This window comes from Streptomyces sp. NBC_00019, assembly GCF_045041015.1.
Taxonomy (GTDB): domain Bacteria; phylum Actinomycetota; class Actinomycetes; order Streptomycetales; family Streptomycetaceae; genus Streptomyces.
On record NZ_CP108302.1, the window covers coordinates 10,303,344 to 10,323,931 of the forward strand.

The following is a 20,588-nucleotide window of genomic DNA, read 5'->3' on the forward strand; positions in this document are numbered from 1 at the left end:
GCCCCACCTGAGGACGGCTGGCACTGCCCCGACTGCCGAACCGACCTCGCGCGCCAGCCAGGCGGGCCTGTTCAAAGCCCTCTTCAGCCGCCGCTCCGGCAACTGATACCGGCTACCCCGACCGGGTTCGGCCATTGGTGCCCGGTCTCAAATGATCTGGTCTGCTTCGGCCTGGCGGACCCAGTTCCGCGAAGCCTCTTTGCGGATGCCAAGGTCCCGGGCGACATGCGCGACCGGACGGCCCGAGGTCTGAACCTCACGGATTGCGCGCTCGCGGAGCTCGTCAGGGTATTTACAAGACCACGGAGTTAGAGCGGATCCGCGGTTGTCAAATGGGCGGGGTTGGAGGGTGGTGAAGGTCGGGTGTGATCCACTCGGGTTCGAGGATGTAGATGCCTCGCCCGGTGCGGTGGAGGATTCCCTCGCGGACCCAGCGCCCCAGTTCCGCGCGTAGTCCTTGGGCGTCGTCCAGTCCGATGCCGCGAGCGATTTCACATGCGCGCCAGGGGCGGAGAGGGGCGGTGCGCAAAAGTTGCAGCGTGCGGTCGCGACGCCCGTCGGGGCCAGGGCCGGCGGATGAGTGCACGGTGACTTTGATACTGGTGATCTTGGAGGCACCCAGGACTTGTGCCTGGTCAGGCGGTGCGGCATAGCGGGAGATCGGACACTTGACGCGACGTGGGTTGACGCGGGCCCGGCGGGGCGGAAGCAGATTGTGCAGCAGGGCCGATGCGATGTGCCCCGGCCCGGCATCGGGAAGCACATCGGCCGCAGCGATGAGCTGATCCTTGGCGGTCTCCAGGGCGATAGTGAAGGACGCGCGGTCTGGATCCGTGCCGGGGAGCGTCTCGACGGCCTCGACCATCGCCCGGCGCAGCGCCTGGTAGACGGTCAGGTGGGCCCAAAGCTCCTGCTGGATCCCTGTCGCGTCCTGGGAGCGTAGTACCAGACCGCGTTGCAGGGTGTGCCGGAGCGAGTAGAACGCCGACTCGATCTCCCATCGTTCGTGGTAGAGCTCAACCAACTCGGCGGCGGGGTGGCGTCGCTGATCGGTCAGCGTGGTGGCCAGCCGGTAGTGGCCTTCCAGCCGCAGCCCTTTGGCAGTCGTCACCGTGATGTGCGCGTCGATGATCCTCAGCCGGATCCCGTTGATCCTGGTCAGGAACGACCCGTCCGCAAAAGGGCCCAACGGGCGGGTGTCCGGGTTCCCTTGAGGCGTACCAACAGCTGTGCCCCGGTGGCCGCGGCCTTCGCGAGGAAGTCGTCCGAGTCGAAGCCCCGGTCGTTGAGCAGCAGCATGCTGTCGTCCAGCAGCGGCAGCAGTTGCTCGGCATAGCCGGTCTCCTTTTCCGGCGTCGGTCCGAAGACCGCGCCGAGTAACGCGCGGGTACCGGTCTCGCACAGCACCATGATCTTCAGCATTGGATATCCGTCGGTGCCGTAGCGGTGTTTGTGCTTGCCCAGCCAGGCACAGACTCGCGGCCGGTCAGGGGCCTTGGTGGAGCTGCACCCATCGAAGGCGACCGTGCGCCAGCACCGGTATCGCACTCCGGGTGTGATCGGCTGTGCCACGGGACCTGCCAGTGCTTCGAACAACGACCGAAGCGGCGCGACGCCCAGCCGTCGGCGAACCTCCCGCAGCGCCTTCTCCGAAGGGCGCCCGTGAAGAAGCCCGTGCAGCCCGGCAGTGAGCTTGTCCCACACGCGCACGTATCCCAGTTGCGGAAACAGGGCCAGCGCCAGCACGAAGTACACGCCCACCCTCGACGGAAGCAGCCGCACCCTGCGCTGGCCGCCGCCAACGCGTTCCAGCACGTCATCGACAAGTTCGAAGGGTAACTGCCGGGTCAGCTCGCCGAGATGTCCCGGAGCGAAGACGCCGTCGGCGACGGTGATGGACGACGTGAGCGTGACGGTGGAACACTGAGCGGGCAACGGGGCTCCTTCGAGCGGGAAGACCTTGGTCGACTTCTTCGCTCTACCAGGAGCCTCGTTGCCATGACTTCGGCATCCCCGAAAACCCTCGATCCCGTTGACAACCGCGGATCCGCTCTAACTCCGTGGTCTTGGGGTACTTCCGTGGTGCAGGCATCGGACCAGTGTTCTCCCATCCGCCGAGGCGAACATGCCTGGCTTCAGGGCCGCTACAAAATCCGGTTCAGCTCACTATGCCGGGTGGGCAGCCGCCTGCGTAGCCGACATCTACTACCAGCAGTGGCTCAACGCCCGGCAATTTGCCCGGAACAGGCCGAACCATTTGTTCTGCTTCTTGGCGAGAATCGTCTAGCAGGACTTGCCGTAGTCATCCGGGATGGGCCAGATATGCTTGAACGGCACCTATCAGAACGGTTGGCTGGTGGGCGGATTGGGGCTCAATCTTCCACACCTGGGCCCGGAGGCGCGGCCAGGAAGGACTGGTCCACCTGGCGCGTGGTCAAGGAAGGGCTGGGCTGGACCAAGAAGCAGGGGCTCGGATTCAACGGCACCGTTCAACACGGGTACTCCCGACAAGCAAAACTCGGGCACTATGGGAGCGTGCGTTGGCGTCGGGGTAGCCGTATGTGCCGGTGGTGCCCCGGCCTCCGGAGGTGACGGAGGCAACGCCTACGCCGGTGTAGGGGGTTCGGCTACGGTGACGTCCCTATCTACGACGGCGGCCTGGCCGGCGCATGGAGCAGCGAACCGACGCCGGCCCGTTGCGAGGCTGGCTTGGAGGACGGTGACTCATGGCGTATGACAGGGAGCTCGCGGACCGCATTCGTGAAGCCCTTGCGGGAGTGGCGCAGGTGCGTGAGGTGCGCATGTTCGGCGGGCTCAGCTTCATGGTCAACGGCAAGATCGCCGCTACCGCGAACGCCGGCGGTCAGCTCATGGTCCGCTGCGATCCCGGCAGAATCGAGGCCTTGCTCGAGCGCGAAGGTGCCAGCTGGCCGGAGATGCGTGGCCGCAAGATGAGTAAGGGCTGGATCGTGGTCGCCGATGGCGGCACTGCATCGGACCAGGCATTCAACTTCTGGTTGAACGAAGCGCTGGACTACAACACGAAGGTGAGCGCCGACGGCTGACATGGCCCTGCGTGACCTTTGCCGCCGCAGACACGGAACGCTGGCTGGAGGACCAGACCCAGATGTGGCGAGAGCCCTTCTCCCGCCTGGAGGATGCCCTCGCCTCGAGCGACTTCTAGCAGGTCCGCCGGCTGCTGGCGCGTGTCGACGCGACCGGGAGCGACGACCGCACCGCCACGGAGATCATCCTTGTCGAGGTGGCGGCCGGGCACCTCGCCGAACAACAGCAGGCCTACGCGGAACAGTTGTAAGCGGAGGCGGCCGCCAGGCTGGCCGAACAGCAGGACGCCCGGGGTCGGCGGGCAGCCGACCGGGTGCGGACGCTGCTGGCGACGCTGCAGCGGCGCGGGGGCACCGGGTTCCCCGAAGGTGATGCGCAAGCTGGTGCGAGAGCTCCTGCACGCGGCATCAGATGCCGGCGACCACATCGACGCCGACCAGCGAGGCGGTACTGCGGCATGTCCGCTGGCCCCTTGCGCGTCAGTCCGGCAGCCAGTGCAGCTCGTGCGCCAGGGTTTTGGCGACGGCACGGATGCGGCGGTGTAGTGGCGACTGCTCGCGTGGGAGGACCAGGTGGATCGTCAGGCTGGGCGCGCCTCGCAGCGGTCGCCAGGTGAGACCGGCCGGTTGTGCCGTGGCCGCGGCTTCTCCGGCCGGGGCGAGGGTGACCCCGTCGCGTAGGTCGCGCTGAGACATGTCGAAAGAGACTGCGGGCGTGTGGAATCGGGGGTGTGGTCGGGTGTCTCGGAACAGTGCGGACAGCTGATCGTGGATCACGGGGTTGGTCGCACGGTCCGGGAGTCGCAGCGGATACGCGGACGCGTCGGCGATCTCGATCTCCTGGTGTTCGGCCAGCGGATGGTGCTGGGCCAGCTGGACCCCGACGCGCATACGCCGCAGCAGGAACCGGCGCACGCCACGGCCCGGCTGTTCACCGCGGGTGATCCCGGCATCGATGCGGCCGTCGGCGACCGCGGGGGAGATCTCCGGTGTCGCCATCGGGACCGCGTCGACCTCGAGTCCGCTGTTGCTGTGTATCAGCCTGTCCACCAGGGCTGGTGCCGTCTCGGCTCCGGTGCTGAGGCTGTATCCGATGCGCAGCGTGCCCAGTTCACCGGCCGCCGCGCTCCGGGCGGTGTCCCATGCACGGTCCAGCGCCGCCAGCGCGGGCGGCGCGGACTCCGCTAAAGCCGCACCGGCCGTGGTCAATACGACGCTGCGCGTGTTGCGGACCAGCAGGGCCGTACCGAGTTCCGCCTCCAGTCGGCGCATCCGGGCGCTGAGTGCGGGCTGTGCGATACCGATCCGTGCGGCCGCGCGGGTGAAGTTCAACTCCTGCGCCAGTACCAGGAAGTACCGCAGGCTCACCGTATCCGGCGCCACGTGCCCTCCCTGCCAATTGATAACGATCCGTTCTGAGTCTATGTCGTACCGGTCTTTCCCTCGACGGCACATCAAGCCCTAGCCTGCGCATACGGCGATTCAGCTGACCGCATTACCCGTCGCCGGGATCGATCGATCTGAGTGTCAATTAGAAGTCGGACGTGTCCGGCCGAACACAGGAGGTTTCCATGGCTAAGGGCTTCTGGGTCAGTGTCTACCCCGCCAATTCCGACCCTGAGAGGCTGACTGCCTACGACAAGCTGGCCGGTCCGGCTGTCCAGGCTGGGGGCGGGCGCGTCCTGTCCCGGATCCCGTCCCGTGGCGGTCGAGTCGTCGCCCACGAGGCCGGAATCACGCAACGCGTCGTTCTGATCGAGTTCGACAGCTTTGAACAGGCCGTCGCGGCATATGAGAGCGAGGCATACCAGAAGGCGCTGGTGGCCCTCCCCGACGGCGTCGAGCGCGACTTCCGCATCATCGAAGGCATCGACTGACCGGCGGGCCCAGCCATCGCTGAGTACCCGTCACCTGAAACGCACACGGTGCTGAACAACGACTGGCGAAGCACTCCGATCGTCTTCGGGGACAGGAAGATCACCGTAGCCAGGGGTCGCTCTCCAGGCCGTCGGTTCGCCTTGTGAGGGCTCCTTGTCGTGGTGACCCACTCCATGAGCGCACGGGGCAGGCCGAGTGGTCACGGGCAGGGGGGATGGCGAACGAGGCCCCTGGGCAGAGTGGTTGAGACGCCAGATACTTCGGTTAACAGCTTGGGGCCTTCGTCAATTGCGCTTCGTGGCGGCAATCTGATCAGTGGTCAGCTCGAAGACCAATCAACGTCGGCCCCATAACTCTTAACCGCAATGACCCCAGTCGGATACGTCGCCGGTGGTCCCCACCTGGCCGCCGAACCGTACACACGCCCCAGCGGCGTAGATGCTCCGCGGGCCAGCGTAGTAGGAGTAGTAGTCCGAGTCCTGCACCTTGGTTCCCCCGAGCACCTCGATCCACGCCGTCATCTTCAACTTGACACCGGGCGTTCGGGAGGTGGTTATGACGCAGTTGGACCCATTGCTGTAGTAGAGATCGGTCCAACCGGTGTCGAAGGACAGTCTGTCGATGCGAGTACCGGGGCAGCTCGTGGCAGCTTGAGCGCTTCCCGCTCCTGCGATCAGTGCTGATCCGGTGAGAGCCAGCACGGCGGCACCCATTCCTGCATTGCGGAGCCCGTTGAGAACCTTCACTTTTTTCCTTCTGGTAGACGTCACTCGCAGAGAGCGGTTGCTTACCCTAGGGGCGGAGTGATCATCATGTCCACCGAGGTCTCGTAGGGAGAGTTGTCCGTATGCAAGTTCATGCGGCCCTGACGCGAAAGGTTCGGCAAGTGTGCTGCGATGGGCTCGAAGTGGATCGTGCGTCCGGGGCTGTTGGCTTCCTTTGTCATGCGTGGCATGGCGCGTGCGGGGTCGCGTTGGACGACGTAACCGGCGCCGAGCGCGTGGTAGAGCACTGGGGCGCGGTGGGCGTGCCGGATCGTGATCGTGAGTTTTGTGCATGGCCGCGGCTATGCCCCGTTTGTCTCCTCGAGGGGCGGAGATGCGCCGGAAGAACGCGGACGGATGGGTGCGCTTGTTGAGCGTAGCCTTTACCTACCGCGGCCTCTTCCTTGCTTTCTCCCAGCTCCTGACACTTCCCAAGTCGACCAGCGCGGCCATCGCCTCCGCCCTGAGCGTCCTGTCGCTGCGCCCCGCGGCCGGCCTGGTGTGGAGAGCCAGCGACCTGCTGCTCTACGGGCGCCGTGCCAAGCCGTACGAAATGCTGCGTGCCCTGGCCGACAGTCTCAGCCGGACCATGCCCTCCGACGAGGTTCCTGCCGCCGTGTGCGAGACCGTGGTCAAACGACTCGGCCTGCCCACCGTCACCACACATACCAGGACCCGGGACCAGGTCCTGGCCCACGCCGGCGAAGACCGTCGAGACACGGCGACGGTGGACCTGGAACTGCTCGACCGCAGCGAGCGAGTCGGCGTCCTCAGCGTCCAACTCCGGCCCGGCCAACGCACCCTGGACGCCAACGACCGCGCCGCCCTCGCCCTGGTCACCGACCAGCTCGGTCCCGTTGTCTCAGCGATCCGCCTGCGCGAAGAGCTGCGCATCAGCCGTGAACGCGTGGTCTCGGCCCGGGAAGAGGAGCGACGCAGACTCCGGCGCGACCTGCACGACGGACTCGGCCCGCCCCTCGCCGGGATGCGTCTCCAACTGGACGCTGCAGCCAGCGTATTGGAGCCCTCCTCCCAGCCACGCTCCCTCGTCGAATCAGCGAGCGACGAGGCGTCCAGAGATCTGGAAGAAGTACGCCGGATCATCGACGACCTGCGCCCCCCGGTGCTGGACGACTGTGGCCTCGCCGCCGCCGTGGCCAGGCTCGCCGACCGCTTCAACACGGCCTCGCTCACCGTGACCGCCTCGATCTCCGCCCACCTGCCGGAACTCCCTGCCACAACCGAGACAGCCACCTACCGCATCGCAGCGGAGGCGTTGACGAACATCGCACGTCACGCAGCCGCTTCCACCGCGCACCTCGCACTGGAAGTCGACGCCCCAGGCCGCCTGGTGCTGCAGATCACCGACAACGGCAAGGGCCTACCGGCAAGACCTCGCCCCGAGGGAGTCGAACTGACCTCGATGACCGAGCGGGCGGACGAGATCGGTGGGCACTGCACCATCACCCGCCCACCGGCAGACGGTCGAGGAACGGTCGTGCGGGCACTGCTGCCACTGCACGTGCCGTGAGCCTGCCGCTGCCTGGTCCGGCTCGACAGCGGCAAGCTCGGCAGCGGCCTGCGGACTGAGGACGTCATGCCACGCTGGCCACTATTGTCGCGGCCCAGGTGCGGCAGCCCAGCGTGACATCCGCTGCGCCGCCACACCCCGCGTCACCGCTCAGCCGACGATCGCCATGATCGTGCGGGCGATGGTCTGGGCCTGCTGGACCGGAACGCCGCATCCCTCCAGGAAGCGGGTGATCTTGTCCACCGCCCAGTTCTCAGCCCGGTCGAGGAAGTCGGCCAGGCGCTGGGAGTGCCGGATCACGTACTGCGCCGCCTCCTGGCTGAAGTGCTTCAGCAGCCAGGCCAGGGCCTTTCCGCCGTAGCGCAGTGCGAGGACGATGAGCCGTCGCTTGACACCGGCGGCCTCCGCGGGCGTGACATCGCCGCCGCTGAGCGCGGCCTTGATCTCTTCGGCCTCCTGGGTGTCCTGCCCGGCTTCCCGTACCTGAGCGACGAGGTCGTCGAGGTCGGCCTCGGTGATGTCCCACTGAGCTTCGGTCATGACAGTGTCTCCTTGTGATTCGGGTTCGCTGGGGTCTCCCGGCGAATGTGAGATCACTGTCAGCCGCCCGGCATCCCGGGCACATGAGTCATCCGCCTCTATCCAGCCCGCCCAGGAATCCCGAGGAACTGCCGCAAGGACGCCCTGGGCAAGGGATGTCGGCGTTCGAGCTCATCTGGCCAGGGCCGCATGAGTTTGTACGCGGACCGAGGGTGTCACGTAAGTTTCCACAGCCAGCAGCCGCCGTCACCGCCACCCGCCACGGTCTTGCCGTCAGGGCTGAACGCTACCGAGACGGCGTCAGTGTTGTCGGTGCTGAGTGTGGCAGTGGTGCGGCGGGTGGCCGTATCCCAGAGCCGCACGCCGCCTTCACCCGCAGCGGCCACGGTTTTGCCGTCTCGGCTGAACGCCACCCCGCGCGCGGGGCTGCCGGTGAAGGTGGTGGCGACACGGCGGGCGGCGGTGTCCCAGAGTCGGACGCCGCCTTCGCCGCCGGTGGCGAGGGTTTTGCCATCGGGGCTGAACGCCACCGCGTACGTGGACTCCTGGATGAGAGTAGTGACGGCGTGCTTGCCGTCCACGTCCCATAGCCAGCACCCGACGCTGTCGTCGCCGCTGTCGATGTATCTCTCGGCGCCGCCCGCCAGCATCGTCGCGTCGGGGCTGAGGGCCAAGGCCTGCACTCCTCTCTGGAAGGTGGCGGTGGTACGGCGGGTGGCCGGGTTCCACAGCCGGACGCTGCCGTCGCTGCTGGTGGCGAGGGTCTTGCCGTCGCGGCTGAACGCCACCGAGCCGACGGTGCCGGTGTCGGGGACCTTCGCAGTGACGACGCCGGTGGCCGCGTCCCGCAGTTCGGCGCTGTAGCCGCCGGTGGCGAGGGTTATACCGTCGGGGCTGAACGCCAGGGAGCGAAGGGTGCCGTAGTAGGCGGGAAGGCCGGCGATGGCATCACCGCTGGCCACATTCCACAGCCGGCCCACGCGGTCATTGCTGTCACTGCCGATGGTGGCAAGGGTTTTGCCGTCGGGGCTGAACGCCACCGCGGAGGTGGCTTGGCTGGTGAACTTGTCGGAGTCCGGGTCCGACCAGAGCAGGGCCGTCGCCCCGGCAGCCGCGGCACCTGCCGCGACCGTGCCGAGGACAAGGGCGCGTCGCCGGACGCCCCTTCGGGTCTTGGGCGCCTCCCGCGCTGCCCCCTGTGCACGAGGGGTCGGCGTTGCCGTGGGCTGCCTCACAACCTCAGCCCCGGACGAAGACGACGTCGGCCATACAGGCAAGGACACTGGGGACGCGGTAGCCGCTGCCACGTTGCGGGCCAGGATGAAACGGTCCGCCTCGTGCCGGACGGACCGGGTCGGCTCCGGCAGTTTGCCCCGGGCCAGGGCATGGGCAGCCCGATCGTAGATGACGTACAGCGGCAGGCCGTCCGGATAGCCGGGCAGCCCCTGCTCGACCACGTCGATCAGATACTTGGTGAAGTAGGTCTGCGGTTCAATCGCGCCCGAGCCGGGTTCGTACCAGGCGGTGCGGTACGCGCCGCTGGCCGCCAGCGTGACGGCGCCCGTCGCGTGCGTCCAGTCGATCACGTTCGTGGACTCGGGCGCCAGGCTGTGCTCGGGCCGGGTGCCGATACCGGAGAAGCAGCAGTCCAGGATCACGATCTTCGTCGTCCGGGCCTGCCCGGTCCGCACGGGCAGGTCGGCCACGACCCTTCGCGCGCGTCCTCCCAGAGTTCGAAGCCGCTGCGGCAGAGATCCTCTACAACGGCGCCCAGTGGGTGCGGGCCTGGCCAGGGGCTGGGTGAGGATGACCGTCGGCCTCATCGCGGCCGCACTCTCCGGCTTCGGGGGCGACGCGCGGCCGCCGAGGGCTGCACCGCGTGCCCGTCCGGACGAAGCCTCGGGAGACCGCCGCCCCGGCGTATCGGAACCGCGCTCACCTGCCCGCCCGGCCCGTGGCGGCGCGAGAGTGCCCCGGCAGCACCCCGTAAACCGATCGGTTTTCGTTTTGTCCACATCGAGTTAACCTCGCGGTATGACCACCGCAGTGAAGTCAAGTACCAGAGAGCGGCTGCTGGAGGCGGCGGCCACGCTCACCTACCGAGATGGTGTCGGTATCGGCGTCGAGGCGCTGTGCAAGGCGGCGGGGGTGTCGAAGCGTTCCCTGTACCAGCTGTTCGAGAGCAAGGATGAACTGCTGGCGGCGAGCCTGGGGGAGTGCGCCTCTGCCTTCGCTGCCGGGCTCCTGCCGGTGGCGGACGACGGCCGTTCACCGCGCGAGCGGATCCTGCACGTCTTCGAGCAGTTGGAGGGGCAGGCGAGTGCGCCCGACTTTCAAGGATGTCGGTACCTGGCTGCTCAGATCGAGCTCAAGGACCAGAGCCACCCTGCAAGCCAGGTGGCCCACCGGGTCAAGGAGAATCTGGCCGCCTTCTTCCGTGCCGAGGCCGAACAGGGCGAGGTAAGCCATCCCGACCTGCTGGCCCGGCAGCTCAGCCTGGTCTTCGACGGCGCCAGCGCCCGCGCGGGGATCGGAGCCGACAAGCTGACAGGGCTCGTCACGCCCGCCGTGGCCACCCTGCTCGATGCGGCAGGCATGCACTGACGCATCCTCTTGGAGCAGGCGCCGTGATCGTGCCCTCCCCGGGTCGATGGCTCCCGCCCCTGATGTCCCGCAATCGAGGGGAGTCCGGTGGCCGTAAGGGTGTTGACGGGCGTGCCGCGCACCAGGAACGCCGTCGCCTCGTTGGCGTCGGCGCCCAACAGCAGGTGCGCGGTTTCCCAGGGCCTCATGCCCTGCTGCTGGAGCGTTTGGGCGTGCCCGTAGTGGCCCTTGAGTGTGGAATCGGCGACGGCTGCGTGGATGGCACGCTCGCGTCTCTCCTGCGCGCCGACCCTGACGCTGCGGATGGCGACCTCAGCCTTGCGCACGGAAACCGATCGGTTTACGCTAATGGAAACCGGTCGGTTTCTCAATGAATCCAAGGGCTGGTCCGTGGTCACGTCCCCTTCGGGCGGGCCCTGTCCGAATCACCCGTCTGCAGCAGTTCACCCAAAGGGAAGCCAGCGAGATGCCCAGCTCAGAGCCACGTCCCACGATCCACGTCCCGGGGACCACCAGCCACACCATTGCCCCGCGCGCAGGACACCGCAGCGACGAGGGGACCCTGCGCTATCTCAAAGCGGGCACCGGCGCTCCCTTGGTCCTGCTGCACACCGTGCGCACGCAGGCCGAGCACTTCCGCTCCCTGATCCCGCTGATCGCGGACCAGTACACCGTGTATGCCCTCGACCTGCCGGGGATGGGCTACTCCGAGATCGTGCCCGGTGCGTCGTACGACGAGCCGGCCATGCGCGCTGGCGTCGAGCGGCTCCTGACTGAACTCGACCTCCACGACGTGACCCTGGTCGGGGAGTCCATGGGGGCGGTGCTCGCCCTGACCACCGCGGCCGACCTGCCCGAGCGGGTCCGGCGCGTCGTCGCGGTGAACACGTACGACTTCCCCGGAGGGATCGCCCGGTCCAGTCTTCTCGCCCGTGTGGTGGTCAGCGGTGTCCTCACTCCGGGGGTGGGCACGGTGGTCGCCGGTGTGGAACCCAAGGCCGTCGTCCGCAGGATCCTGCAGGGCGGGCTGGTCGACAAGACCGCGCTGCGGGAGGACTACCTCGACGAACTCCTGCAGGTGGGCGGCCGCCCCGGCTACTCGAGCGTCGCCCGGGCCGTGTACCAGAGCATGCCCAGTCTCATCGCCGCCCGCTCGCGCTACCCCGAGGTCAAGGCACCCGTCCACCTCGTCTACGGGGAGAAGGACTGGTCGCGGCCCTCGGACCGGCAAGCCGACAAGGAGCTGCTGCCGGCCGCCGATTTCACGCAGGTGCCGGGAGCAGGCCACTTCATCGCCTTGGAACGGCCCGACCTGCTGGCCGACCTGCTGAACGCGGGGGCGTGACCGCTTCGCGAGCGCTGTAGTCACCCCCGTTCGGGTGTAGTGCGGGACGGGAGCCACGTTCGAGCATGTGTCTGACAGCGTCGTGGCATGCAAAGGAGCAGCGTGTGGCGGAGATACGGATCGAGTTCGACGTTCCGGCGGAGATGCGTGACGGCACGGTGCTGCGCGCGGATGTCTACCGGCCCGGCGGTACGGGGCCGTGGCCGGTGCTGCCGGCCCGGCTGCCGTACGGCAAGTAGACCCCGATGATGGGCGTCGTACTCGATCCTCTGGCCGCGGCCGGGAACGGTTTCCTGGTGGTCCTGCAGGACACCCGTGGGCGGTTCGCCTCCGAGGGCGAGCGGGAGCCGCGGAATGGCCCCTGTCGCTGGCTGCGGACGCCGACTTCCACCTGCGCGCCGACAGACGCCTGACCCTCGAGCAGGCCGAGCAGTTCACCTACGACCCCATGGACCCGGTGCCGACCACCGGCGGCGCGCTCCTCATGGGCGGCGGACTCCTGAACACCGACGAGTTCCGTCCCGGGCCGCTCGACCAGGCGGGCGTGGAGGCGCGTGAGGACGTACTGGTCTTCACCACCGAACCACTCACCGAGGACGTCGAGGCGACCGGCCGGGTCCGGGCAGTGCTCTTCGCTGTCACGGACGGCCCCTCGACCGACCGGATGGCACGCCTGTGCGACGTCGACCAGAACGGCGTCTCGCTCAATGTGGCTGACGGCATCGCGAGGGTGCATGCGGCGACACCGGGCGAGGCGGCCGAGCACGTCGTGGACCTGTGGTCGACCAGCATCGTCTTCAAGGCGGGTCACCGGATACGGGTCCAGGTCACCTCCAGCAACTTCCCCCGCTGGGACCGCAACCTCAACACGGGCGAACCCGAGGACAGCGCGACCAGGGCCCGAGCCGCCCGGCAGCAGCTCTTCCACGACCCCGCGCGACCGTCCCGCATCGTCCTGCCCGTGGTGCCTCCGGCCTGACTGGAAGCGAGGGGAGAGCCGGCCGATCCATTGCTCCCTCGGTCTTCGCCGGAACCGCCTCCACCCCCAACAAGGCAGTGATCCCACGGCAGTTCAGTGGCTGGCCGTCGGCAGCAGCGTTCGGCCAGCCGGTCAGGGCACTGCTGTCCGTACCCAGGAAATGCGTGGCCCGTCACCGACCGGTGACGGGCCGAGGCGCCGCGAGGAACCGCGAGGGATCGCGAGGATCCGGAGAGGTCAGAACATCGTGTTGTCGTTGGCGGAGGTGGCCGGGACGTCCTGTACGGCGTCCCAGTGCTCGATGATCTTGAGCTCGCCGTTCTTCTGCTTCGCGACCCGGAAGATGTCCACGACCGACTGACCGCGGTCCTCGGGGCTGAGGCGGTAGTGGGCGTGGATGGCGACGTAGTCCTTGTCGGCGATGACGCGCTTGCGTTCCACGATCAGGTTCGGGAACTGGCGGAAGAAGTTGGTGAACTGCTCACGCAGGCCGGCCGAGCCGCTCGGGATGGTCGGGTTGTGCTGGTAGTACTCCGGCGCGAGGTACCTGACGGCGTCGGGGTTCTTGTCGACGAGGAGGGTGTCGAAGTAGCTGGTGGCGATCTTCTCGCTGAGAGATGTGCTCCAGCGCGGGCCGCTGGGCTGGTTCGTGTGCGGGTTGCTGACCGTGCCGAACATGTCGTTGCCGTTGACGGTGGTCGCCGGCACGTCCTGGACCGTGTCCCAGTGCTCGGCGATCATGCCGCTCTTGGGGTCGAAGCGGAAGATGTCGACCACGGCCGTGCCACGGGTGCCGGGCTCGTAGACGGGGTTGGAGTGCACCAGGACCAGGTTGCCCTGGGCGAGGACCCGCTTGACGTTGTACTGGTGGTCCGGGAAGCGCGCGGTCCAGTCGCGGATGAAGTTCTTGATCGCTTCCCGGCCGTTGGGGGCGGCGGGGTTGTGCTGGATGTAGTCCTCGCGGATGTACCGGTCGGCGACCTTGAGGTTGCCCTCCTCGAAGAGCTGGGTGAGGACGCGGACGGCGACGCGCTTGTTGCGCTCCTGCGTGGCGGGGCTCGTGTACGAGGCGTCGAGGCCGAGGCCCAGGCCGCTGTGGGACGGCGCGGAGGCGGAGGCGGTGGTGGCAGGTGCGAAGCCGGCCACAGCTCCCACGGTCGCCGCAGCCAGGAGGGTGGCTATGGCTTTACGGGGCAGCCGGCTGGTGCTGTTCGACATGGGGGGTTCTCCAATGCTGTGCGGACGGCGGTGAACGCGTCGGCGGGTGTCTGGTGGGGGATCGGGAGTAAAGGGCGAGGGTGCCCGTGTGGGCTCAGGCGCGGTCGAAGGCGAGGAGGAACTCGATGTTTCCCTCGTCCTCCACCGTGATCCCGCCGAAGTTGGGTGCGTCGATGCCGTAGTCGGCGAAGGTGACCGGGATGGAGCCGTTGACCCGGAAGCCGTCCGCGGTGCGCTGGGCGTCGAGCTCGAAGGAGACCGAGTTGGTCTCGCCGTGGACGGTCAGCTCACCGGTGGCCTTGGCGCTGACCTGCTCGCCCGCCGCCGGAGCAGAGCCGAAGTCGACGGGCTCGGTGAGCTCGAAGGTGGCTTCCGGGTACCGCTCGGTGTTCATGATCCGGCCGCGGAACTGGCCGTCGCGCTGGTCGGAGTCGCTCTTCACCGAGGCGAGGTCGACGGTGAAGGATCCGTTGACCGCCCGGTTGCCTTCGATCTCCAGTTCTCCGGTGACCTTTTCGGTACGGCCCACCGCCGTGACGTTCTGGCCGAAGAGGACCTCGTCGACCCGGTAACCGGCCTGCGAACCGCTGCCCACCCGCCAGGCACCCTCGACATCCTCCCCGGAACCCGAGGAACTGCCGGAGGAGTCCGAGCCTGGCGGGTCGTCGAGCGAGAGGGCGGCCGGTGGCTTGTCCTGGACGTAGTTGATGTAGATGTAGGGGCCCGCCGTGCACAGCACGGCGACGGTGGCCACAGCGGCGATGAGCTAGCGCTTCCAGTGCCTGCGGATGCTGCCTGCCATGGTGTCTCCTAAATGTTTTCGTAATTCAACTGAAGTTTCAAGTATTTGGTCGTGGGTCGCCCTGGGGCCTGAGGGGTCGCTGCGGGCGATCGCGGGCTCAGCCGTGGGCGGCGAGCGGGATGAGGTCAGTCCAGGAGTTGCTCGGAGACCTGCCAGAGTCGCTCGGCCGCCTCCGGATCCAGGGCGTGGGGCGCGACCCCGGTGTTGGTGCCCGGCTGGTGCGGCGGGGCCTCGCTGCAGTCCTCGAAGTACCGGCCGCTGATGCCGTCGAGCAAGGGTGAGGTGGCCAGCAGGACGGAGGTCGCGGCGCCCTGTTCGACCGATTTGAAGGACATCTCGGGCAGGGGCGTTCCTTCGCCGAGGACGGCTTGCAGGTGGGTCATGAACAGGCCCATCCGGGCGTCGTCCATGTAGCGCCCCAGGTTGGTCTGGATCCCTCCGGGCATCAGTGCGTTGGCCGTGATCCCGTCTGCGGCCCATCGCCGGCCGGCCTCGACCGCGAACAGCACGTTTGCGGTCTTGGACTGGCCGTACGCCAGCCACGGGTCGTAGGGCCGCTCGGTGAAGTGGAGGTCGTCGAAGACGACGGGTGAGAACAGGTGCCCGCTGGAACTCACCGACACCACCCGGGCGCCGCCGGCCGCCGCGAGTGCCTCGTGCAGCCCGGTGGTCAGGGCGAAGTGCCCCAGGTGGTTGGTGGCGAACTGCAACTCCCAGCCCTGGGGTGTGCGGCTCTCCGGGGCCGCCATGACCCCGGCGTTGTTGACGAGGATGTGCAGCGGGCCGTGCCAGGCGGCGGCGAACGCGCGGACGGACGCCGGATCGGTCAGGTCCAGGGCGGCGACCCGTACGCCTGCGGAGCCGGTGGCGGCCCGGATGTCCTTCGCGGTGCGATCGCCGGCGGCGGTGTCCCGCACGGCCAGCGTGACCTCCGCGCCGGCGCCGGCCAGCGCCCGGGCGGTCTCCACGCCGATGCCGGACGCCGCCCCGGTGACGACAGCGCGGCGGCCCGTGAGATCGATGCCCGCGATGACGTCGGCAGCCGTGGACCGGCTGGTGAACGGACTGGTGATGCCTGTCCTCGTGGCCATTCTCGCCATGCTCCCTGTTTGCTACTCTCGAAACCGGAGGTGCCTCCGATTACTCCCAGACCTTAAGCGGAGGGTCCTCCGGTTGTCCAGAAGGAAGGAAAGCTGTGACCGCCACCACACGCGGACTGCGTGCTGACGCGCGACGCAACCGGGAACGCCTGCTCGAAGCCGCGGCGCGCGCGTTCTCCGAGACCGGCACCGACGCGTCCCTCGAGGCCATCGCCAAGGACGCAGGCGTGGGCATCGGCACGCTCTACCGGCACTTCCCCACCCGCGAGGCCCTGCTCGAGGCCGCCTACCGCAACGAACTCGCCCGGGTCTGCGACAGCGTCACGGAACTGCTTGCACAGCTCCCGCCCGACCAGGCCATGCGGAGGTGGATGGACCTGTTCATCGACTACCTGGCCACCAAGCAGGGCATGGCGGACGCACTGAAGGCCGTCATCGCCTCCGGCGACGAGGATCCGTTCGCCGAGAGTCTCGACCGGATCAGCACGGCCATCAGCACACTGCTGCACGCCGGGGCCGAAGTGGGAGTTCTGCGCTCGGACGTGGACCCGCTCGATGTCGGGTTCAGTCTCGGGGGTGTCCTGCTGATCACGAGCGACAAGGGGCTGCGCGACCGCGCGGGCCGCATGCTCGACCTCCTGCTCGACGGGCTCCGTTACCGCTCCGGCTGACGCGTGGCGCCGGCCCAGCCGGCTTGACGGCGTATCACCGGCTCAGGTTCTCGAACAGCACCATCCCGGCTGCCGTGTTGGACGCCGGTACGTGGTAGGCCTCGTACACACGGCGGATCCGGGGTCCCAGCGCGCCGCGCATGATCAGCCACATGATCAGCTCGATGCCCTCGGAACCGGCCTCGCGGATGTACTCCTCGCGCGTCAGCGCGGCCAGTTTCTCGGGGTCGTGCTCGATCGCGTTCAGGAACATCCGGTCGAAGTCCTGGTTGATCAGTCCCGCGCGGGCGCCCGCGAGCTGGTGGGACATGCCGCCGGTACCGAAGACGGCCACCTTGAGGTTCTCGTGGAAGGAGCGGATGGCCTCGCCGAGCGCGCGGCCGAGCGCCAGGCAGCGGGCGGCGGTCGGCTGCGGGTACTGGATGACGTTGACCAGGAGGGGGACCACCGCGCAGGGCCAGCGTTCGCCGGGGTTGGGGCAGTACACCGACAGGGGAACGGTCAGTCCGTGGTCGACGTCGAGTTCCTGGTAGACGGTGAGGTCGAAAGAGGCGTCGATCAGGCTCTTGACGAGGTGGTCGGAGAACTCGGGAGCACCAGTGACAGTGGGCACCGGGCGGCTGCCCCATCCCTCGTCGGCCACCCGGTACGACTCCGCCGTCCCGAGCGCGAAGGCCGGGGTGACGCTCATGTCAACGGCGTTGGCGTGGTCGTTGTAGATGACGACCGCGATGTCGGGGGTGTGCCGGGCCATCCACTCCCGCGCCGGCGTGTATCCGTCGAACAGCTTTTTCCAGTACGGGTCTTGCGTCTTCCCGTGGTCCATGGCCGCACCGATCGACGGCACGTGCGAGGTCGCCAGACCCCATATCACCTCAGCCAAAGTTCCGCCCTCCCGCTTTGAGCGCCTGCGTGAACTCCTCGGTGGTCATGCCGGTGAAGACCCCGCCGAGGTACTGCATGGACTTCTGGTCGACCATGGCGAGCTTGAAGACGTAGAAGATGGAACCGCCCAGCTCCATCATCCGGTTCCAGTCCCGCCGCAGAACGGCGTCCCGCTGCTCGGCCGTGAGTCCGTACGTCTCGCAGTACGCGGCTTCGTCGGCTGTGAACCTCTCCCGGCTCTCGGCGTCCTTGAAGGACCCGCAGAGCCGGTTCAACGCTCGGCCGCGGCGGTTCTCCGCGGCGTCGAAGACATAGGTGCCCGGGAGCCGGGGTGTGGTGCTGGACATGCTGTTCTTCTCCTCTCCGGTGTGGGTGCCGATCAGTGCAGGAGCCCGCCGCCGTCGCAGACGAGCGTCTGGCCGGTGACCATGACCGCGTCCGGTGAGGCGAGATAGGAGACCAGCCCCGCGAACTGCTCCGGGGTGACGAACTCCTTGATCGCCTGCCGGCTCATGGTCGCGGCGAACACCTCGTTGCCGGAGTGCGCCCGGGTGCCCGGGGTGGCCACCTGCGCGGGCGCCACCGCGTTGACAGTGATCCGGTGCTCGCCCAGTTCGCGTGCCATCACCCGCGTCATCCCGATGAGCGCGCCCTTGCTCGCGACGTAGGCGATCTGGCCCGGGGACCCCGTGAAGAAGGTGCGGGACGCGACATTGACCACCCGCCCGCGGTGCGGGCTGCCGCTCAGCCAGGGCGCGCACGCCTGCACCATGAGCAGCGGGCCGACGGCGTTGACGGCGAAGAAGCGGTGCATCTCCTTCGGGGGCGTCTCCAGCAGCGGCGCCCGGCCGGAGAGCAGGCCGGCGTTGTTGACGAGGACGTCGACCCCGCCGTACGCCTCGGCGATCTCGGATACGGCCTGGCGGGTCGCGGCCGGGTCCCCGACGTCGCAACGCCAGGCCCGGCCGCCCGGGATCGAGCTGGTGTCGTCGGGTTCGTCGACGTCGAGGGCGGCGACCGTGAAACCGTCCCCGGCCAGTCTGCGGGCGATGGCGAGCCCCAGGCCGCCGGCGGCGCCCGTGACCACGGCGACCCGGGGGCTGCGGTTCGCCGGGCCGGTCATGGTGCCTTCTCCTGCGGATGGGTGGCGAGTGCCTCGACGGTGATGTCCATCCACTTCCACATCGGCAAGGAGACCAGCGCGTCGTGCAGCTGTGCCGGGTCGGCCGCCTCGTACAGGCCGATGGTCGCGTTGCGGCCAGGCACCCGCCACAGCCGCTTGAGGATGCCGGCCTCCCTGAGCTGCATGGCCCGTTCGCGCTCGCCCCTGCGCAGCTCCTCGCGTACGTCGTCGGGGGTGTCCGGGGCCAAGGTGTTCTCGGTGCGGACGAGGAATTCCACGGGGATGTCCTTCACGGGTCAGGCTGCCGCGATCTCCAGCAGCAGTTCGGCGAGTCGGCCGGGGGCGGTGACCATCGCTTCGTGTCCGGTGGCGATCTCGTGGACCGGCCAGCCACGCGCGGCGGCGCGCTCGGCGTGCGGGGTGAACACCCGCATCCAGTCGGTGCACTCGACGAAGGCACCGGGGACCTGGTCGGCCTTGCCGGTCAGGCGCAGTGGCTCGGTGTAGGTCAGCCACGGGTGCGGGGTCAGTCGCGGGCCGAGCCAGTCCAGGTCCGCCTGGTCCTCGACGCCGAGCACGCTCAGCGAGCGCACCGGGATGAGCCAGCCGAACCCGGGCCCGGCCACGGACTCCCGGTAGTGCCCGGCGATGGTGTCGGGCAGCAGATCGATCGCCGCGTCACCGTCGTCGCCGACGAAGGCGTCGAGGTGGACCCGCTTCGCAAGCCGGTCCGGGATCCGGTCCGCGACGCCGGTGACGACCTGGCCCGCGTAACTGTGGCCGACGAGCACGACGTCCCGGGCGTCATAGGCCTCGATCAGCGCCACCACGTCCTCGACGTGCGTGCCGAGACCGATCTGCGGGCTCAGCAGATGGGCGCGGTCACTCACCCCGGTCAACGTGGGGGCGTGCACCTCGTGTCCGGCCGCGCGCAGCAGCGGGGCGACACGCTGCCACACCCAGCCGCCGTGCCAGGCTCCGTGGAGCAGTACGAAGACGTGGCGGCCGCTCATGCGGACGCCCGGGGCCGCGTGGCGCCGGCCTGCTGTTCGCGGGTGCGCATCTTCGCCACCGCCCGGCGTCCGCGGAGTGCGGCGAGATCGGACTTGATGCTGGACTCGGCGGTGCCTCCCGGGTCCGTGGCGTACATGATCTCCTGCGCCTCCAGGGCGTCGACGTCCTCCTGCATCACGGCCAGTTGCTGCTCGTGCTGGAACTTCGTGAGCTCCTGGTCGTCGATGAGGTAGTCGCGGCCGAGCGCGTAGAAGTCGTGCGTCTCGTTGCCGCGTCCCGGTGTCATCCCGTACAGCACCTTCATGTGGAAGCCGTCCGGCTCCTCGGTGCCGGTGGCCGCGACGCGGATGTTGAGGACGAAGATGCCCGGCGGGTAGAAGTCGCCGTCCTGCCAGCGGTCCACCGCAGAGGTCAGTCCGCAGGACTTCTCGTAGAACGGAGGGGCCTCGATGCCGATCATGCGGCGGCTGAAGCCGACCCGGTCGCCGTCCACGGTCACGTCGATCGGGGTCGCGGCGACGGCGGAGTTGCCGATGCTGGTCGGGTGCAGGAACGTCTCGTGGGTGAGGTCGAGCAGGTTCTCCAGGAGCAGCAGGTACCGGGCCTTCAGCGGGACGACCCCGTGCACATGGGTCCAGTTCGGGTCGTTCAGCCACGAGGTGTCAGGCAGGAGGCTCTCGTCGGCCAGTTCGGGGTCCCCGGGCCAGATCCATACGGCGCCGTCCCGCTCGACCAAGGGGAAGCGGCGCAGTGCCGCCTTGGGCTTGTCTGCCTGCTCGGCGACCCCGACGCACACGCCCTGGCCGTCGAAGCGGTAGCCGTGGTAGTCGCACTGGAGAGTTCCGTCGTCGTCGAGGTGGCCCAGCGACAGCGGGTACTTGCGGTGGGGGCAGCGGTCCTCGACGGCCGTGACGGTCTGGTCGGGCAGCCGGTAGAAGCAGACCGGGAGGTCCGTGATCCAGCGCTGCTTGAGGGTTCGGCCGATCTCGTCGGACCAGGCTCCCAGGTACCAGCCGTTGCGCACGTGCTGTGTCGGTGTCATGGCGCTCCTTCCTTTGACGTCGGCCCA

The 20,588-nt window shown here is 68.3% G+C and carries 22 protein-coding genes and 2 pseudogenes; 9 read left to right on the forward strand and 15 right to left on the reverse strand.

Annotated features, from left to right (window positions below; all coding sequences use genetic code 11):
• Nucleotides 1–147: 147 nt before the first annotated feature.
• Nucleotides 148–282: pseudogene (locus OHU89_RS47750) on the reverse strand (transposase); the annotation flags it as partial.
• Nucleotides 283–308: 26 nt separating this feature from the next.
• Nucleotides 309–1,935, reverse strand: a pseudogene (locus OHU89_RS47755) (IS4 family transposase).
• A 791-nt stretch (nt 1,936–2,726) separates the two neighbouring features.
• On the opposite strand from OHU89_RS47755, the gene OHU89_RS47760 reads away from it, so the two are divergent.
• Nucleotides 2,727–3,065: a TfoX/Sxy family protein gene (locus OHU89_RS47760; RefSeq protein ID WP_405652534.1), complete on the forward strand. Its 339-nt coding sequence runs from the start codon at nt 2,727–2,729 to the stop codon at nt 3,063–3,065.
• Here OHU89_RS47760 and OHU89_RS47765 read toward each other — a convergent pair.
• Complete coding sequence (locus OHU89_RS47765) at nt 3,035–3,445, reverse strand: hypothetical protein (protein ID WP_405652536.1); 411 nt, start codon at nt 3,443–3,445, stop codon at nt 3,035–3,037. The two genes, OHU89_RS47760 and OHU89_RS47765, sit on opposite strands and share 31 nt — an antisense overlap.
• Nucleotides 3,446–3,545: 100 nt before the next feature.
• Nucleotides 3,546–4,448, reverse strand: a complete 903-nt coding sequence (locus OHU89_RS47770) for a LysR family transcriptional regulator (protein ID WP_405652539.1) — start codon at nt 4,446–4,448, stop codon at nt 3,546–3,548.
• A 188-nt stretch (nt 4,449–4,636) separates the two neighbouring features.
• Between OHU89_RS47770 and OHU89_RS47775 the strand changes: the two genes are divergently transcribed.
• On the forward strand, nt 4,637–4,942 hold the full coding sequence (locus OHU89_RS47775) for a DUF1330 domain-containing protein (protein WP_405652541.1): 306 nt from the start codon (nt 4,637–4,639) through the stop codon (nt 4,940–4,942).
• Between the two features lie 1,135 nt (nt 4,943–6,077).
• Nucleotides 6,078–7,238, forward strand: a complete 1,161-nt coding sequence (locus OHU89_RS47780) for a sensor histidine kinase (protein WP_405652544.1) — start codon at nt 6,078–6,080, stop codon at nt 7,236–7,238.
• Between the two features lie 150 nt (nt 7,239–7,388).
• On the opposite strand, the gene OHU89_RS47785 is transcribed toward OHU89_RS47780, so the two are convergent.
• Together OHU89_RS47785 and OHU89_RS47790 are read right to left on the reverse strand one after the other, a co-directional pair.
• On the reverse strand, nt 7,389–7,778 hold the full coding sequence (locus OHU89_RS47785; protein ID WP_405652546.1) for a hypothetical protein: 390 nt from the start codon (nt 7,776–7,778) through the stop codon (nt 7,389–7,391).
• A gap of 215 nt (nt 7,779–7,993) precedes the next feature.
• A complete protein-coding gene (locus OHU89_RS47790) occupies nt 7,994–9,484 on the reverse strand; it encodes a hypothetical protein (RefSeq protein ID WP_405652548.1) in 1,491 nt (496 codons plus the stop codon).
• 328 nt (nt 9,485–9,812) lie between these two features.
• Here OHU89_RS47790 and OHU89_RS47795 point away from each other — a divergent pair, with 328 nt between their 5' ends.
• From OHU89_RS47795 to OHU89_RS47815, 5 genes are all read left to right on the forward strand, one after another.
• Nucleotides 9,813–10,382: a TetR/AcrR family transcriptional regulator gene (locus OHU89_RS47795; protein WP_405652550.1), complete on the forward strand. Its 570-nt coding sequence runs from the start codon at nt 9,813–9,815 to the stop codon at nt 10,380–10,382.
• 466 nt (nt 10,383–10,848) lie between these two features.
• Nucleotides 10,849–11,727: an alpha/beta fold hydrolase gene (locus tag OHU89_RS47800; RefSeq protein WP_405652552.1), complete on the forward strand. Its 879-nt coding sequence runs from the start codon at nt 10,849–10,851 to the stop codon at nt 11,725–11,727.
• Between the two features lie 104 nt (nt 11,728–11,831).
• A complete protein-coding gene (locus OHU89_RS47805; RefSeq protein ID WP_405652555.1) occupies nt 11,832–11,966 on the forward strand; it encodes a hypothetical protein in 135 nt (44 codons plus the stop codon).
• A 9-nt stretch (nt 11,967–11,975) separates the two neighbouring features.
• Complete coding sequence (locus OHU89_RS47810) at nt 11,976–12,140, forward strand: CocE/NonD family hydrolase (protein ID WP_405654984.1); 165 nt, start codon at nt 11,976–11,978, stop codon at nt 12,138–12,140.
• Nucleotides 12,119–12,706 carry a CocE/NonD family hydrolase gene (locus tag OHU89_RS47815; RefSeq protein WP_405654986.1) on the forward strand — a complete coding sequence of 196 codons (588 nt, stop codon included), beginning with the start codon at nt 12,119–12,121 and terminating at the stop codon, nt 12,704–12,706. The genes OHU89_RS47810 and OHU89_RS47815 overlap by 22 nt, the downstream gene beginning before the upstream one ends.
• 237 nt (nt 12,707–12,943) lie before the next feature.
• Here the strand turns inward: OHU89_RS47815 and OHU89_RS47820 are convergent, their stop codons facing one another.
• The 3 genes from OHU89_RS47820 to OHU89_RS47830 form a co-directional block, all read right to left on the reverse strand.
• Nucleotides 12,944–13,924 carry a nuclear transport factor 2 family protein gene (locus OHU89_RS47820; RefSeq protein ID WP_405652557.1) on the reverse strand — a complete coding sequence of 327 codons (981 nt, stop codon included), beginning with the start codon at nt 13,922–13,924 and terminating at the stop codon, nt 12,944–12,946.
• Nucleotides 13,925–14,018: 94 nt separating this feature from the next.
• Nucleotides 14,019–14,678 (reverse strand): YceI family protein, encoded by a 660-nt coding sequence (locus OHU89_RS47825; RefSeq protein ID WP_405652559.1) that lies wholly within the window; start codon nt 14,676–14,678, stop codon nt 14,019–14,021.
• Between the two features lie 173 nt (nt 14,679–14,851).
• Complete coding sequence (locus OHU89_RS47830; protein ID WP_405652561.1) at nt 14,852–15,817, reverse strand: SDR family NAD(P)-dependent oxidoreductase; 966 nt, start codon at nt 15,815–15,817, stop codon at nt 14,852–14,854.
• 104 nt (nt 15,818–15,921) lie between these two features.
• On the opposite strand from OHU89_RS47830, the gene OHU89_RS47835 reads away from it, so the two are divergent.
• On the forward strand, nt 15,922–16,497 hold the full coding sequence (locus OHU89_RS47835) for a TetR/AcrR family transcriptional regulator (protein WP_405652564.1): 576 nt from the start codon (nt 15,922–15,924) through the stop codon (nt 16,495–16,497).
• Nucleotides 16,498–16,531: 34 nt separating this feature from the next.
• Here OHU89_RS47835 and OHU89_RS47840 read toward each other — a convergent pair whose 3' ends face one another.
• Genes OHU89_RS47840 through OHU89_RS47865 form a run of 6 tightly spaced genes read right to left on the reverse strand, consistent with a single transcriptional unit; the run spans nt 16,532 to nt 20,561 of the window.
• Complete coding sequence (locus OHU89_RS47840; RefSeq protein ID WP_405654988.1) at nt 16,532–17,371, reverse strand: class III extradiol dioxygenase subunit beta; 840 nt, start codon at nt 17,369–17,371, stop codon at nt 16,532–16,534.
• 1 nt (nt 17,372) lies between these two features.
• Nucleotides 17,373–17,729, reverse strand: coding sequence for a protocatechuate 4,5-dioxygenase subunit alpha (ligA, locus tag OHU89_RS47845; RefSeq protein WP_405652566.1), 357 nt, complete (start codon nt 17,727–17,729; stop codon nt 17,373–17,375).
• Nucleotides 17,730–17,761: 32 nt separating this feature from the next.
• Nucleotides 17,762–18,505, reverse strand: coding sequence for an SDR family NAD(P)-dependent oxidoreductase (locus OHU89_RS47850; protein ID WP_405652568.1), 744 nt, complete (start codon nt 18,503–18,505; stop codon nt 17,762–17,764).
• The gene (locus OHU89_RS47855; RefSeq protein WP_405652570.1) at nt 18,502–18,783 is read right to left on the reverse strand and encodes a muconolactone Delta-isomerase family protein; all 282 of its coding nucleotides are present in this window, start codon (nt 18,781–18,783) and stop codon (nt 18,502–18,504) included. The genes OHU89_RS47850 and OHU89_RS47855 overlap by 4 nt, the downstream gene beginning before the upstream one ends.
• 18 nt (nt 18,784–18,801) lie before the next feature.
• On the reverse strand, nt 18,802–19,518 hold the full coding sequence (locus OHU89_RS47860; protein WP_405652572.1) for an alpha/beta hydrolase: 717 nt from the start codon (nt 19,516–19,518) through the stop codon (nt 18,802–18,804).
• A complete protein-coding gene (locus OHU89_RS47865; RefSeq protein WP_405652574.1) occupies nt 19,515–20,561 on the reverse strand; it encodes a Rieske 2Fe-2S domain-containing protein in 1,047 nt (348 codons plus the stop codon). The genes OHU89_RS47860 and OHU89_RS47865 overlap by 4 nt, the downstream gene beginning before the upstream one ends.
• Between the last annotated feature and the right edge of the window lie 27 nt (nt 20,562–20,588).

Bases quoted from the DNA above. Each gene is read 5' to 3' on its own strand.
- OHU89_RS47760 (WP_405652534.1), top strand. From the start codon at position 2,727: ATGGCGTATGACAGGGAGCTCGCGGACCGCATTCGTGAAGCCCTTGCG.
- OHU89_RS47775 (WP_405652541.1), top strand. From the start codon at position 4,637: ATGGCTAAGGGCTTCTGGGTCAGTGTCTACCCCGCCAATTCCGACCCT.
- OHU89_RS47785 (WP_405652546.1), bottom strand. From the start codon at position 7,778: ATGACCGAAGCTCAGTGGGACATCACCGAGGCCGACCTCGACGACCTC.
- OHU89_RS47795 (WP_405652550.1), top strand. From the start codon at position 9,813: ATGACCACCGCAGTGAAGTCAAGTACCAGAGAGCGGCTGCTGGAGGCG.
- OHU89_RS47800 (WP_405652552.1), top strand. From the start codon at position 10,849: ATGCCCAGCTCAGAGCCACGTCCCACGATCCACGTCCCGGGGACCACC.
- OHU89_RS47810 (WP_405654984.1), top strand. From the start codon at position 11,976: ATGGGCGTCGTACTCGATCCTCTGGCCGCGGCCGGGAACGGTTTCCTG.
- OHU89_RS47820 (WP_405652557.1), bottom strand. From the start codon at position 13,924: ATGTCGAACAGCACCAGCCGGCTGCCCCGTAAAGCCATAGCCACCCTC.
- OHU89_RS47830 (WP_405652561.1), bottom strand. From the start codon at position 15,817: ATGGCCACGAGGACAGGCATCACCAGTCCGTTCACCAGCCGGTCCACG.
- ligA (WP_405652566.1), bottom strand. From the start codon at position 17,729: ATGTCCAGCACCACACCCCGGCTCCCGGGCACCTATGTCTTCGACGCC.
- OHU89_RS47850 (WP_405652568.1), bottom strand. From the start codon at position 18,505: ATGACCGGCCCGGCGAACCGCAGCCCCCGGGTCGCCGTGGTCACGGGC.
- OHU89_RS47860 (WP_405652572.1), bottom strand. From the start codon at position 19,518: ATGAGCGGCCGCCACGTCTTCGTACTGCTCCACGGAGCCTGGCACGGC.
- OHU89_RS47865 (WP_405652574.1), bottom strand. From the start codon at position 20,561: ATGACACCGACACAGCACGTGCGCAACGGCTGGTACCTGGGAGCCTGG.